The sequence below is a fragment of the Nonomuraea sp. NPDC049028 genome (assembly GCF_043197735.1).
Lineage (GTDB): Bacteria > Actinomycetota > Actinomycetes > Streptosporangiales > Streptosporangiaceae > Nonomuraea.
This window is the reverse complement of sequence record NZ_JBICTR010000014.1, coordinates 183,626-196,858: the sequence shown is the minus strand read 5'-3', so window position 1 is coordinate 196,858 and position 13,233 is coordinate 183,626. Positions and strand designations below refer to the sequence as shown.

At 72.0% G+C, this 13,233-nt stretch carries 13 protein-coding genes; 9 read left to right on the top strand and 4 right to left on the bottom strand.

Annotation, left to right across the window (positions count from 1 at the left end):
- Positions 1–19: 19 nt before the first annotated feature.
- The 4 genes from ACGFJ2_RS46430 to ACGFJ2_RS46415 all read left to right on the top strand — a co-directional run bounded on the left by ACGFJ2_RS46430 (position 20) and on the right by ACGFJ2_RS46415 (position 4,839).
- Positions 20–1,228, top strand: a complete 1,209-nt coding sequence (locus ACGFJ2_RS46430) for a mandelate racemase/muconate lactonizing enzyme family protein (RefSeq protein WP_357951927.1) — start codon at positions 20–22, stop codon at positions 1,226–1,228.
- On the top strand, positions 1,225–2,301 hold the full coding sequence (locus ACGFJ2_RS46425) for an alcohol dehydrogenase catalytic domain-containing protein (RefSeq protein ID WP_357951925.1): 1,077 nt from the start codon (positions 1,225–1,227) through the stop codon (positions 2,299–2,301). The genes ACGFJ2_RS46430 and ACGFJ2_RS46425 overlap by 4 nt, the downstream gene beginning before the upstream one ends.
- Positions 2,302–2,337: 36 nt before the next feature.
- Positions 2,338–2,913, top strand: coding sequence for a TetR/AcrR family transcriptional regulator (locus ACGFJ2_RS46420; protein WP_357951923.1), 576 nt, complete (start codon positions 2,338–2,340; stop codon positions 2,911–2,913).
- A 72-nt stretch (positions 2,914–2,985) separates the two neighbouring features.
- Positions 2,986–4,839, top strand: a complete 1,854-nt coding sequence (locus ACGFJ2_RS46415; RefSeq protein WP_393479556.1) for an alpha/beta fold hydrolase — start codon at positions 2,986–2,988, stop codon at positions 4,837–4,839.
- A 2-nt stretch (positions 4,840–4,841) separates the two neighbouring features.
- Here ACGFJ2_RS46415 and ACGFJ2_RS46410 read toward each other — a convergent pair whose 3' ends face one another.
- From ACGFJ2_RS46410 to ACGFJ2_RS46400, 3 genes are all read right to left on the bottom strand, one after another.
- Complete coding sequence (locus ACGFJ2_RS46410) at positions 4,842–5,219, bottom strand: DUF5335 family protein (RefSeq protein WP_357951919.1); 378 nt, start codon at positions 5,217–5,219, stop codon at positions 4,842–4,844.
- Positions 5,220–5,315: 96 nt separating this feature from the next.
- Entirely contained in the window at positions 5,316–5,729 is a 414-nt protein-coding gene (locus tag ACGFJ2_RS46405; RefSeq protein ID WP_393479554.1) for a hypothetical protein, read from the bottom strand.
- A complete protein-coding gene (locus ACGFJ2_RS46400; RefSeq protein WP_393479551.1) occupies positions 5,723–6,022 on the bottom strand; it encodes a hypothetical protein in 300 nt (99 codons plus the stop codon). Before ACGFJ2_RS46400 ends, ACGFJ2_RS46405 begins: the two co-directional genes overlap by 7 nt.
- A gap of 104 nt (positions 6,023–6,126) precedes the next feature.
- Between ACGFJ2_RS46400 and ACGFJ2_RS46395 the strand changes: the two genes are divergently transcribed.
- Positions 6,127–6,726, top strand: coding sequence for a PepSY domain-containing protein (locus tag ACGFJ2_RS46395; RefSeq protein ID WP_393479548.1), 600 nt, complete (start codon positions 6,127–6,129; stop codon positions 6,724–6,726).
- 73 nt (positions 6,727–6,799) lie between these two features.
- On the opposite strand, the gene add is transcribed toward ACGFJ2_RS46395, so the two are convergent.
- On the bottom strand, positions 6,800–7,789 hold the full coding sequence (gene add / locus ACGFJ2_RS46390) for an adenosine deaminase (RefSeq protein ID WP_393479546.1): 990 nt from the start codon (positions 7,787–7,789) through the stop codon (positions 6,800–6,802).
- A gap of 79 nt (positions 7,790–7,868) precedes the next feature.
- On the opposite strand from add, the gene ACGFJ2_RS46385 reads away from it, so the two are divergent.
- The 4 genes from ACGFJ2_RS46385 (at position 7,869) to ACGFJ2_RS46370 (ending at position 13,225) form a co-directional block, all read left to right on the top strand.
- Complete coding sequence (locus tag ACGFJ2_RS46385; RefSeq protein ID WP_393479543.1) at positions 7,869–8,471, top strand: TetR/AcrR family transcriptional regulator; 603 nt, start codon at positions 7,869–7,871, stop codon at positions 8,469–8,471.
- A gap of 82 nt (positions 8,472–8,553) precedes the next feature.
- On the top strand, positions 8,554–10,542 hold the full coding sequence (locus ACGFJ2_RS46380) for a condensation domain-containing protein (RefSeq protein WP_393479541.1): 1,989 nt from the start codon (positions 8,554–8,556) through the stop codon (positions 10,540–10,542).
- Positions 10,539–11,300, top strand: a complete 762-nt coding sequence (locus tag ACGFJ2_RS46375; RefSeq protein WP_357951908.1) for an alpha/beta fold hydrolase — start codon at positions 10,539–10,541, stop codon at positions 11,298–11,300. Before ACGFJ2_RS46380 ends, ACGFJ2_RS46375 begins: the two co-directional genes overlap by 4 nt.
- A complete protein-coding gene (locus tag ACGFJ2_RS46370) occupies positions 11,297–13,225 on the top strand; it encodes an AMP-binding protein (RefSeq protein WP_393479538.1) in 1,929 nt (642 codons plus the stop codon). The genes ACGFJ2_RS46375 and ACGFJ2_RS46370 overlap by 4 nt, the downstream gene beginning before the upstream one ends.
- Positions 13,226–13,233 lie beyond the last annotated feature (8 nt).

The window sequence follows — 13,233 nt, the reverse complement described above, 5'->3', positions numbered from 1 at the left end:
CAGATACGGTCCTGGAATCATGAGTACCCGAGCCGTCGTGAGCGGACTGGAGACCATCCGCTGTTCGATTCAGCCCAACGTGCTGCTGGTGCGACTGCACACCGACGACGGGCACGCCGGCCTCGGCGAGTCGTTCTTCGGGGCCGAGGCGGTCGAGGCCTACCTGCACGAGACCGTCGCACCCCTCCTCGTCGGCGCGCCGGTGCCCGGCCCGGAGCGGCTGCGCCGGCTGCTCACCGGCCATGTCGGCTTCCAGGGCAGCGGCGTGGAGACGCGCGGCAACGGCGCGGTCGACCTCGCCGTGTGGGACCTGCTGGGCAAGACCACGGGGCAGCCGGTGTCCGGCCTGCTCGGCGGGCCTTTCCACGACCGCCTCCCCGTCTACAACACCTGCGCCGGCTCCTCTTACATCAAGAACGAGCCGCGCCAGGCCGTGTCCAACTGGGGGCTGGCGGCGGCGTCGGCGTACGACGATCTGCGGGGCTTCCTGGAGCGGCCGGCGGAGCTGGCCAAGTCCCTGTGGGAGGAGGGTTTCCGCGCCATGAAGGTGTGGCCCTTCGACCAGGCGGCCGAGCGTACCGGCGGCATGCGGCTGGACCGGGCGGACCTGCGCGCCGGTCTGCGGGTGCTCGACGAGATCAAGAACGCCGTGCCCGAGATGGAGGTCATGGTCGAGTTGCACGGGCTGTGGAGCCTGTACGCGGCCGTCGGGCTGGTGCGCGAGCTGGAGCGGTTCGATCCGTTTTGGGTGGAGGACCCGTTGCGAGCCGACAGCCACGACTCCTACGCGACGCTGCAGGCGTCGACGTCCGCGCCGCTGGCCACCGGCGAGACGCTGACCGGGCAGCGGTCCTTCCGCGCGCTACTGGAGCGATCGGCGATCCGGGTCGCGATCATCGACATGGGCTGGGCGGGCGGGCTCACGGAGGCTCGCAAGATCGCCGCGCTGGCCGACTCGTACGACATCCCCTTCGCGCCGCACGACTGCACCGGCCCGATCTCCTTCGCGGCGTGCGTCCATCTCGCCCTGAGCCAGCCCAACACGCTGATCCAGGAGAGCGTACGGGCGTTCCAGCACACCTGGTACCAAGAGCTGGCGACCGGCCTGCCGCTGGTGGAGGATGGCTGGGTGAGCCTGGAGGGACGACCGGGGCTGGGGGTGGAGCTCGCCCCCGGTCTCACCGAACGCGCCGACGTCACCACCCGCCTGTCCGGGACCCGGCCGTGAGCGTGGTCGGCGAACCGGCCGCGAGCAGGGGGCGGATGGCGGCGCTGCGCTGGTACGGGCGCGGCGACGTGCGGCTGGTCGAGACCGAGGTGCCCGCGCCGGGTCCCGGCCAGGTCCTGATCGCGGTCACGCTGTGCGGCCTGTGCGGCAGTGACATCGAGGAATACCGGTTCGGGCCGGTCGTGGTGCCGGTCGAACCGCACCCGCTGACCGGCCGGACCGCGCCGCTCACCCTGGGGCACGAGGTCGTCGGCGTGGTGGCGGAGGCCGGCCCCGGCGTGAGCCTCGCCCCCGGCACCGCGGTCGTGCCGGACGTCGTGCTGGGCTGCGGCCACTGCTGGTGGTGTACCCGCGGCGAGTACCCGCTGTGCGAGCGTGGCGCGGCGCTCGGGTTGCAGGACGACGGCGGCCTGGCCGAATACCTGGTGGCGCCGGCCGCGCGCTGTGTCCCGCTGCCCGATGGCCTGCCCCCCGCCGTCGCGGTCTTCGCCGAGCCGGCGGCGGTCGCCGTCCGCGCGCTCGACAAGGCCGGCGACGTGTCCGGGGCCGTGGTCGCGGTCGTCGGCGCCGGGGCCGTCGGCCTGCTGGTCGCCGAGGTGGCCAGGTGCCGGGGCGCGGCGACGGTCGTCGCGGTCGACCCGGATGCGGGCCGCCGCGCGCTGGCCCGGTCGTTCGGCCTGGTCGGCGTGGCGCCGGAGGCCGCCCTCGAAGCCGTACGCGAGTTGACCGATGGGCGCGGCGCCGACGCGGTGGTGGAGAGCGCGGGGCCGGCGGCCGCGGTGGAGAGCGCGCTGTCGCTGTGCCGGCGCGGCGGGAGCGTGGTCCTGCTCGGCGTGTCGCCGGACCCGGCCGCCTTTCCCACCCTGGACGTGGTGCTGGGCGAGAAGCGGGTCGTGGGGTCGGCCTCCCACCGATGGGACACCGACCTGCGGGCCGCGGTCGCTCTGCTGCACGGCGGGCAGATCCGGGTCGATCGGCTGCCGACGCAGACCGTTCCGTTGTCCCAGGCCGTGGCACGCGGGCTGGCCGACCCGCCGCGCGACATCGTGAAGACCATCGTCGGCATGGGATGATTTGCGAATTATGCAGATCGGTCTATTCTCGGTGGCGTGGCGGTCAAGGGTGATGAGACGCGGGCGCGGCTGATCGAGGCGGCTCGGACGCTGGTGGAGGCCAAGGGCTACCACGGCACCGGGCTCAATGAGGTGCTCGCGGTGGCGGGAGCTCCTCGAGGGTCGCTCTATCACCACTTTCCCGGCGGCAAGGACCAGCTGGTCAGCGAGGCCCTGGCCGCCGCCGGGCGCGAGGTCGACGGCATCGTGGTCGAGCTGGCCTCGACGGCGCCCAGCTCCCGCGATCTTGTCAGGGCGCTGATGGCGGCGCTGGCCGACAGGATGGTGGCCGCCGACTACGCCAAGGGGTGCCCGGTGGCGACGGTGGCCCTGGAGGTCGCCGCGACCAACGACGTCCTGCAGCCGATCTGCGGGGACATCTACGCGGGCTGGCAGCGGGCGCTGGCCGACGCCCTCCGGGCCGATGGTCATGACACGGCCGAGGCGGATGAGCTCGCGGCTACGGTGCTCGCCCTGATCGAGGGCGCGCTCGTGCTGGCCCGCGCCGGTCGCAGCCGGACCCCTATCGAACAGACCAGCCGACGTATCGCCAAACTGCTCGACACCGCCTGATCCTTTTCGCTGGAGGTCGGGCGTTTTTTGTTGTCCACAGATTATGTAGATCGGTCTAGAGAGGAATGTGAGATGGGCGAGACTTCGGGGAGCGAGCCGGACGCGGTGGTGTTCGGGGCGACCGGCTTCATCGGCAGGTGGACGGTGCTGCGCCTGCTGGAACAGGGCCGCACGGTCGCGGCCGTCATCCGCGAACCGACTCGGGACCGTACGGGTGCGGGTGGCGGAGGCGAGTTGCCAGCCTGGCTGCAAGGTCATGGCGCGGACGTCGAGCGGCTCATGGTCGTGGCCGGTGATCTCACGGGCGGTCCGGGTCTGGGGTTGAGCGCGGTGGACGACGAGCGGCTCGCCGGGGTACGGGATGTCGTCAACGCCGCCGCCGTCTACCGGTTCGGGCTGGGGCGCGAGGAGGCCAGGACGGTCAACGTCGAGGGCGCCCTCAACGTGCTGCGCTGGGCCGCGACCCGGCCCGGCCTGCGCAGGCTGATCCACGTGTCGGGCTACCGGGTCGGGCTGGGCCCGCGAGAGCGGTACCCGCTCCCGGAAGCCGAGCTGGCGGAGCTCTACCGAGGCCAAGGGGCCTATGAAGGCTCCAAGACCGAGGCGGACGCCGCCGTACGAGTCGTCGCGGAGCAGTTGGGGGTCCCACTGACCGTGGTGAATCCAAGCACCGTGATCGGTCACTCGACCACGGGCGAGGCCGGGCAGTACATCGGCCTGGCCGAGGTGGTCCGCGACCTGTGGAACGGCCGACTTCCCGCGCTACCGGGAACCGCCCGCACGTTCGTGCCCGTGGAGACCGTGGATCACTTCGCGTCGTTCATGGCCGCGATCCCCGAGCACGACCCGAAGCCCGGCGGCCTGCACTGGGTGCTCGACGAGAACACCCCGAACCTGCCCGAACTGGTGCGCCTGCTCGCGGCCCACCTGGGTGTACGCGCGCCGAAAACCCTCGTGCCCGTGTCCCTGATTCGCCGCCTCCCGGCCGCGCTGACCGGAGCCAACCCCGAGACCCTGGCCTTCCTGACCGAGGACCGTTACGACACCGCCTCAGCCGAGCGGGTCGCCGAGGCGGCCGGGCTCCGGCAGCCGCCTGTCGAGACCGCGCTGCGCCGCTGGGCCGATCGGCTGGTGGCGGACCGGTTCGGGACGGCTCCGGCCGTGCTTCCCGGCGGCTTCCACGATGTCGGCGGATCACGTACCTACGTCGCCGGGGACAGGACCTCGCCCGGCTTCGTACTCCTGCACGGACTCCCCCTCGACGGCGAGTCCTGGCAGGGCGTGCTCGGCGAACTGGACGGAGCACCCGCCCTCGTCGCCGACCTGCCGGGACTCGGCCGCTCGGCCCCCACCTCGGCCACCCCGCTGGCCTGGCTCACCGATCTGCTGGCGCCCGTACGGACCCGGCCCGTGATCGTCGCCCACTCCGCGGCCGCCGCACCGGCGCTCCGCTACGCCGCCGCCCATCCCGATCGCCTCAGTGCCCTGGTCCTCGTCTCCCCCTATTTCCTCCAGGAGGCGGCCCCGAGACCGCTCCGCACACCGGCGCTCGCCACGCCGCTCCTCAAGAGGATCTCCGCCGACCGTCTCGCGACCTCGCTCCTCGGCGATGGCACTTCCTCGGACGAAGCCCGCCGGGCCGTGGCGAGCGCCGCCACCCAGCTGCACCGGCCTGGCGTCGCCCACCGTACGGCCCGCCTGCTCCGGGACGCGAACCAGCCCGCCGAACGCGCCGCTCTCCAAGCCCTGCTCAGCGAGACGGTGTCGGTCCCGGTCCACCTCGTTGCCGGGCAGCTGGATCCGCTGATCGCCGACCCAGGCCCGGCCACCGTCACGACCATCCCGGGCACCGGTCACCACCCGCACCTCACGCACCCGGCCGCCATCGCCTCGATCATGCGGCGCGCCGACGGGGCGCTGAGCTGAGGTCACAAGGTCGGCGCGCCGCTCCACACCGCGGGATCGTGGAGCATGATGATCGTCTGCGTGCCTTCCGCGTCCACGATGTCGAAGGCCCGGGGCATGTCGGGCGCCACGGTATCGGCGAATATCGTCTGCGGCCGCTGGATGAGGTGAGCGAGCACCACCGGATACCGCCCGTCCCGCCCGCCTATCGCCACGGTGAAGATGTCATCCTTGTCGTCGTACTCGAGATAGGCGAGCGGGAGCTTCTCGGCCTGCATGAGATCGCCGAACGTCCGGCTCAGCACCTCGACGGTCACGTCCGAGCCTTCGTACTGCCTTGACAGGTTGTCGAAGAACTGGCGCCATTCCTCGCGCGGCAGCTCGGGTCGCTCCTCGGTCATCTGACGGTTCCTTCCCTCCGGGTACGGGCCCGCGATCTCCTCCATGCTGGTCGGACCGCACCCGCTCGCACATCACACGGTCGGGTAGGTCCTCCCTCAGCCCCTGCTCTGAAGAGCCGCCCGCAGCAGCCCGGTGACCAGCGGATGCGGCTGTTCCGGTGTCGATCGGGCCTGCGGCACGAACAGCGTCGCCACGTAGAAGGGATGTCCGGGAAGCTCCAGCACCCGCGCCTCCTGCTCCTCATCGACGCCTGTCACCCGGAATCCTCCGTCGTGCAGGGTTCGCCGATGGCCGGGCTCCAGGCCGAAGTCGCAGTAGTACTGCTCCTCGACCTCCGTGAGGCCGTACAACTCGGCTGCCCGCGAGCCCTCCACGAGGCTGACGGGCATGGTCTTGCCGGCGAGCGAGCAGGTCAGCGCGGAGACGAACAGCTCCGAGGCGTAGGGGTCGTACTCACCGTGCTGGGCGTCCTCGAACCCGAGCACGTGGCGGGCGTACTCGATCACCATGTGCTGGAAGCCGCCGCAGGTGCCCAGCGTCGGACGCCCTGCTCGCGGCCGTGACGCAGGGCGGCGACGGCCCCGGTCAGGCTGCGGTACGGGCTGCCGGGCGCGCACAACAAGGCGTCGGCGGCGCGTACGGCCGACAGATCCCGTTCCAGCGGCTCGGTCGCCTGCCACTGGATCTCGATCTCGATCCCCAGCTCGGCCGAGGCGTGACGCAGCGCGTCGTTCGTGGCCGCGTGCGTAGGGAATGTCGGGTCGAAGTCGCCCACGATGGCGACGATCAAGGAAGGAGCCATGGCGCCCACTATCGGACACGGCGGGCCGGACAGCCAAGTCCGCGCCGCGGCGTCGGTCATGTCGTTCACACCGTTCGACCTGCGGAAATGATAAGTGTCGCCATATGACTAAAACGATCATCGGGGGCGCTCTGGCCGGCGCGGCGCTGCTTACAGCGACCGCCTGCGGGGGCGACGCCCGTCAAATGACCGAGCCGTTCGGCGCTCCTCCCACGCCGTACATCGCCGCCACCGAGACGCCCAAGTACGGCGCCCAAGCCGACTCGCAGAAGAAGAAGCTGGAGGAGGTGGGGCAGGCCGCGATGAAGGCCGTGCCCGGCTCGACGCTCGTCTCGATGGAGACCGAGGAGAACGGCGGCCTCTGGGAGGTGCAGGTCGTCGACGACAAGGGCGTCGAACACCAGATGGACGTCGAATCGGACAAGGCCAAGGTCGTCAGCGGCCCAAGGGCGGAGGACGACGAGAACGCCGGCGACAAGGCCCGATACCTCGACCGCGTCAAGGCCGCCAAGATCGACTACGCGCAGGCGGCGGCCAAGATCCTGGCGGCCGTGCCGGGGGGCCGCATCACCGAGATCAACCTGGACAGCCACCGGGACAAGATCGTCTGGGAGGTGGACGTGGTTCCGCCCAACGGGTCCAAGCAGGACATGACGGTTGACGCGACCGACGGCACGGTGACCAAGGACAGCCACTCGGACTGATCGGGGACGCCGAGCGCTGACCGCACCCCCGACGGTCAGCGCACCCCTCCTCAGCGTCAGCGAGCGCGGCGGGTTATCGACCCGAGGCCGAAGCCGAAGCCGAGTCCGGGTCCGAGTCCGGGTCCGCCAGCCAGGCGTCCACCCCCGCCCGCAACTCCGCCTTGAGCTCCTCCTCGGCGAACGAGGCGTCGATCGAGGCCCGGGCGAACCCGGCCAGTTCCGCGTCGTCGTACCCGAAGACCTCCCGCGCCAGCGCGTACTCGCCGGCCAGGTCGGTCTCGCCGTCGGTGTTGAGCGTGACCGCCAGCCCCGCCGCGCTCAGCCGCCGCAGTGGATGCTCGGCCAGGCTGGGGACAACGCCGAGCAGGACGTTCGACGTGGGACAGACCTCCAGCGGCACCCCGCGCTCCCGCACCTCGGCGACCACCGCCTCGTCCTCCAGGACGCGGACGCCGTGCCCGATCCGCTCGGCGTGCCCGATGGCGAGCGCCTCGCGGATGCTGTCCGGCCCGCCGAACTCCCCCGCGTGGTGCACCAGGCGCACCCCGGCGTCGCGCGCCGCGTCGAGCACCTCCGCGAACGGGGCCACCGGGTGGCTCTCGTCGCCCGCCAGCCCGATGCCGACGACCGCCTCGTAACGGGTGGCCAGCCGCAACGTCTGCCAGAGCCGGTCGACGGAGCGCCGCCGGGAGTGGTCGAGCAGCACCCGGCACTCGATCCCGTAGCGGCGCGACCCCTCGGCCAGCCCGTCCAGCACCGCCTCCAGCGGCATCTCCGGCGCGCCGAGCCGTTCGCCGTGCGAGGCCGCGGTGAAGGACACCTCCGCGTAGCGCGTGCCCTGGGCCGCCTCGTCCTCGCAGAATTCCAGCGCCACCCGCCGGAAGTGCTCGGCCGTGAGCAGCCGCCCGCGCACCAGCGCCCGATGGTCGGCGAACTCCCGGAACGTCGCGAACGGCCCGCCCCGCCCGGACGGCCCGCCGAACTCGCGCGAGGTCTCGGGGCGTACCGTGCTCTCCAGGTGAACGTGCAGGTGGGCTTTGGGCAGCAGCCGTACGTCTCTCACTGTCAGCACCCTAGATGGGGAAACGGACAGACCGCATCCCGATTTGGATATTGACTGACTGGTCAGTCATAATGATCATATGTCCCCCAGGACGGTCGACAAGGCCGCGCGACGCAAAGAGATCCTCACCGCGGCGGTGCGGGTGTTCGCCCGCAAGGGCTTCGCCGCCACCCGCATCGACGACATCGCCGCCGAGGCGGGCATCGCCAAGGGCAGCGTCTATCTCTATTACGACAGCAGGGACGCGCTGCTGGAAGCCGCCTTCGAAGGCTACCGGACCATGTCGGCCGCCATCTTCGACCGGGCGCTCAACGGGTGCGGGCCGGCGCTGGAGCGGCTGGCCGAGATGGTACGCGAGGTGCTCGGCGTGCTGACCGCGCGGCGCGAGCCCGCCCGGATCATGGTCGACCTGTGGGCGGCCTCCCGTGACGCGGAGGGGTCGCTGGTGGACATGGCGGCCGTCTACGGCGACGCGCGGGCCGTGATCACCGAGCTCCTGCGCCAGGCCGCGAAGGAAGGCGTGCTGCGTGAGGGCCTGGACGAGCGCCACGCGACCGTCATCGTGGGGACCATCGAGGGCTGCCTGCTGCAGTGCCTGGTGGATCCCGGGCTACCGGCGGCGGAGCTGGCCGAGCCGATCATCCAGATCTGCCTGGAGGGGCTGCGCCGACCGGCCGCTTGACAAGCCCGGAGGGCTGATAGAGCCTCCTTGCAGAGATCTCCGGTACACCAGCCACTTCGCCTCTCTCACAGGTGAGGAGACGATGCCGGAAGAACACGAGCCGATGCCGTCGCCCGCACAGCAACGGCTGTGGTTTCTCCAGCAGCTCGCGCCGGATTCGCCGCAGTACAACGTCTTCCGGGGCTACGAGCTGCGCGGGCCGCTGGACGTGGCGGCGCTGCGCCGAGCCCTCGGCGCGCTGGCCGACCGGCACGTCGCGTTACGCATGAGGTTCCCCGCCGACGGCGGGGTGGCCCGCGCGGTGGTGAGCGGCACCCCCTTCGACGTCGAGCTGCCCAGCACCGATCTCGGCTTGGAGTCGACGGCGGCCGATCTCGCGGGCGAGCCTGGTTGGGACGCGGCGGCGACGGAGTTCGCCCGGCTGTGGTCGGCGCGGCCGTTCGACCTCGCGCGGGACGACCTGATCCGGGCCCACCTCCTGCGCGTCACGCCCGAGCTGCACGTGCTCCTGCTGTGCGTGCATCACATCGTGATCGACGGCTGGTCGGTGCCGATCATCGACGAAGAGCTCGGGCTGCTGTACGCGGGCCGGCCCCTCGGCCCGCCGCCGGCCGGCTACCTCGAGTACGCCCGCCGGCAGGAGGAGCTGGCCGGCTCCCCCGCGGCCGAGCGGGTGCTCGCGTACTGGCGGCGGCGGCTGGCGGGCGCGCCCGAACTCGTCACGCTGCCCGCCGACCGGCCGCGGCCGAGGATCCAGGACTTCCGCGGCGGCCTGCTCGTCAGGCCCGTGCCGGTGGACGTGACCGCCACGCTGCGGTCTTTCGCCGCGGCGCACCGGGTCACGCCGTACACCGTCGCCTACGCCGCCTTCGCCGTCCTGCTCGCCCGCTACTCCCGCACGAGCGACCTGGTGATCGGCGTGGTCGTGGCCGGGCGTTCGCGGCCGGAGTTCGCCGGGACGGTGGGCTTCTTCGTGGGCACGCTGCCGGTACGGATGGATCTGTCCGGGGATCCGAGCTTCCTCGCGGTGCTCGCCGCGGCCCGCGAGGCGCTGTTCGACGCCTACGACAACGACCTGCTGCCCTTCGACGTCCTGGTCGACCGGCTGTCCCTGCGGCGCGACCCCTCCTACATCCCGCTGGTCCAGGTGATCTTCCAGATGCTGGTCACTCCGGCGTACGGCACCGAGACGCGCTGGGGCGACCTCGGCGCCCGGCTCTGGGGCCGGGACGTCTCGCAGCCCGCCACCCGCTTCGACCTGGAGGTCCACCTCCTGGACCAGGCCGACGACGACATGGTCATGGAGGTCTCCTTCAACGCCGACCTGTTCGACGAGGAGACGGTCACGGGGCTGGCCGATGACTACGTGCGGGTGCTGCGACTGCTGTGCGGCGACCCCGAGCAGCCCGTGTCCGGGGCGTACGCGCTGCTCGGCGGGGGTGCGCGGCAGGTTCGGGTGTCGGTCCGCGACGAGCATGGGGTGTCGTTGCCGTACGGGGTGCCGGGCGAGGTCTGGCTCGACGAGACGCCCACGGGGCTGCTCGGCCGCATGGGGGCCGTCGGCGGGTTGGATGTTCTGGGGCGTACGGACGCCGAACTCGTGGTGCGTGGCTGCCGGGTGTCGGCCGAGGTGATCGAGCGGGCGCTGCTCGACGAACCGTCGGTCGCGGCGGCCGAGGTGTCGATGGGAGACGGCGGCGAGCTCACAGCCCGCCTCACCGCCGTGCCCGGTGCTACCCGCCCGGCCCGGCCCGAACTGCGCGCCCGGCTCCGCCGGCGGCTGCCCGGCTTCCTGGTGCCCGGCACCTTCCTCTGGAACGGCGAGCCCTCCCCCGCCGAAGCCCCGTCCCTGAACGTACTGGATCTGACCACACCGGCCCCGAACGCACCGGAGCTGACCGCACCGGACCTGACCTCAACGGGCGCGACCGCACCCGGCTCGACCGCAACGGACCTGGACGCACCCGACCCGACCGCACCGGGCCCGAATGTGTCTGGCCCGGTCGCGCCGGTTCCGGGCGAGCCGATGGTGTTCTTCGTGGCCGCCGAACCACCGGGAGAGGCTTCGTGAGCACGTCAGCGGCGGCGGCCTGTTTCTGGACGCCGCGCCGCAGACCCGGCGCGGCACTGCGCGCGGTCTGCTTCCCGCACGCCGGCGGTGACGCGCTGTCGTACGCCTCCCTCGCCCGCGCGCTGCCCGACGACGTCGAGGTCCTGGCCGTACGGATGCCCCGGCCTGGCGACCGGTCCGGACCCCCCGTGGCCGATCTCGCGACGTTCACCGCCCGGATCGCGGCCGCGCTCACGGACGTGGCGCCGCCGTACATGATGGTGGGCCAGAGCCTGGGCGCCCTGCTCGCCTTCGAGACGGCCAGGGCGGCGCCGGGTACGCCCCCCACGGCCTGCCTGTTCATCTCGTCGGCGCCACCGCATCGCTGGGCGGAGACGCTCGACCTCTACGCCGCGAACGGCGCGGATCGGGCCCTGCTGTCGTACCTGCGTGACGGCGATGGGGGTGTGGGCGCGGCGCTGGACGATCCGGCGGCTGAGGCGCTCGTGCTCCGGGATCTGCGGGTGGATCTGCGGCTCCTGCAGGGGTACGCGGCATCCGTGGAGCCGCGGCTCACCTGTCCGGTCCGCGTCCTGGTGGGCGCCGAGGACCCGGCATTGTCGCCGGACGACGTCACCGCGTGGCGCCGCTACACCACTGGCGCCTGCTCGGTCGGGTCGGTGCCCACCGGCCACTTCGTCGTACGGCAAGGAGAGGCTTTCGTCGTCCAAGAGATCACCCGCGTCGCCGCCGCGGGACTCATCGCCGAGGGAGAATGATGTTCGACGCGGAGATCGGCCGACGGGTCGCGGAGCACGCCGCCCAGGCCCCCGGCAGCCCGGCGGTCGTGTCCGCCGAGGGCGTCCTGACCTACCACGGTTTGTCCACGCGGATGGAACGCTACCGCGAGGCGCTGGTGGCGGCGGGCCTGCGTCCGGGCGACGTGGTGGCGATGGCGCTGCCCGACGGCGCGACCGGCATCGCCGCGATGCTGGCCGCGTTCACCGCCGGCGTCGCCTTCGTCTGGCTCGACGAGGACCAGCCCGCCGCCCGCCACCGCGCGATCCTGGAGGACTGTCACCCGACGGGCCTGGTGACGACGCCGAACGGCGCGGAAGGGGCCGCAGGGTCGCCTCCAGCAGGGGTGACCGTCCAGGGCAACCGAGCGGCAGGGTCGCCTCCAGCAGGGGTGACCGTCCAGGGCAACCGAGCGGCAGGGTCGCCTCCCGCGGTGGTGACCGTTCAGGGCGACGAGGCGGCGGTCGTCTCGGCCGCGCCGTCCGGGCCGCGAGCGGAGACGGTGCCACAGGACACCAGCTGCCTGGTCTACACCTCGGGCTCCACGGGCCGGCCCAAGGGCATCGTCCAGCGCAGCGGGAACCTCCTGCACTTCGCCCGCTGGCTCGCCTCGGAGACGGGGCTGCGTCGCGGATCCCACATGCTGCAGCTGGCCCGCCTCAGCTATGACGCCGCCTACCTGGAGATCCTCAGCGCCCTGGACGCCGGCGCCGCGATCGTCATCCCGCCGCCCACGGTGAAGCCCGACGGCGCCGAGCTCCTGCCGTGGCTGGACGGCCGCGAGGTGACGCACGTGTTCTGCGTGCCCACGCTCATCCGCCGCCTGCTGCTGGCCCGGGAGAGCGCGGGCGAGCCGCCCGACCTCGGGATGCGGGCGGTCAGCCTGTACGGGGAGCCGTTGCACAGCTCCACCGTGGACCAGGTACGCGCCCATTTCCCGCGAACGGCGGTCTACAACATGTACGGCCCGGCCGAGACGACCGTGGCGACGTTCCACCTGGTCGAACCGGACTGCGCCGGGGACATCCCCATCGGCCGCGACATCCCGGGGGTGGAGACCCTGCTGCGCGGAGCCGACAACGCTTCGGATGCGTGGAATGCTTCGGATGTGTCCGATGCGTCAGATGTATCCGATGCTTCGGATGCATCGGATGCCTCCGATGACGAGGGTGAAGTCTGGATCAGGACCCGGTTCCTGGCCCGCGGTTACCTGGGACGGCCCGCGGAGACCGCCGCGGTCTTCTCGGCGATGGACGAGTCCGGCCTGCGTACGTACCGGACCGGGGACCTGGCGCGCAGGCGGCCCGACGGCGCGCTGGTGTTCCTCGGCCGCCGCGACCATCAGGTCAAGATCCGGGGCGCCCGTGTCGAACTGGCCGAGATCGAGGCCGTGCTGCGGGCCGAGCCGGGCGTGGCGCAGGCCGCCGTCGGCGTCTTCAGCGACGAGCAGGGCACCGTGCATCCCGCCGCCTATCTGGAGCCGGTCTCGGCGGCGAAGGTGGATGTGCGGGGCCTGCATCGCCATGTGGCATCCGTCCTGCCCGCGTACATGGTGCCCGCCGCGTACGTCATGCTCGACAAGCTCCCCCTCACCGCGACCGGGAAGATCGACCGGAACCGGCTGCCGGACCCGAACACGCTCACCTCGGGAACCGGCTCCCGGGGGGCGTTCGAGACCGAGACCGAGCGGCGGCTGGCCGCGATCTGGCGTGAGGTGCTCGAGCGCGAGGAACTGGGCGCCGATGACGACTTCTTCGAGCTGAAGGGCCACTCGCTCATGGCCGTCCGGATCGCGGCGGCGGTGATCGGGGAGTTCGGGGTGGAGATACCCGTCCGGGCCGTCTTCGAGCATCCCACCGTGCGCGAACTGGCCGCCTACATCGACGATGATCCGTCCCGCTTGTAGGCGACCGT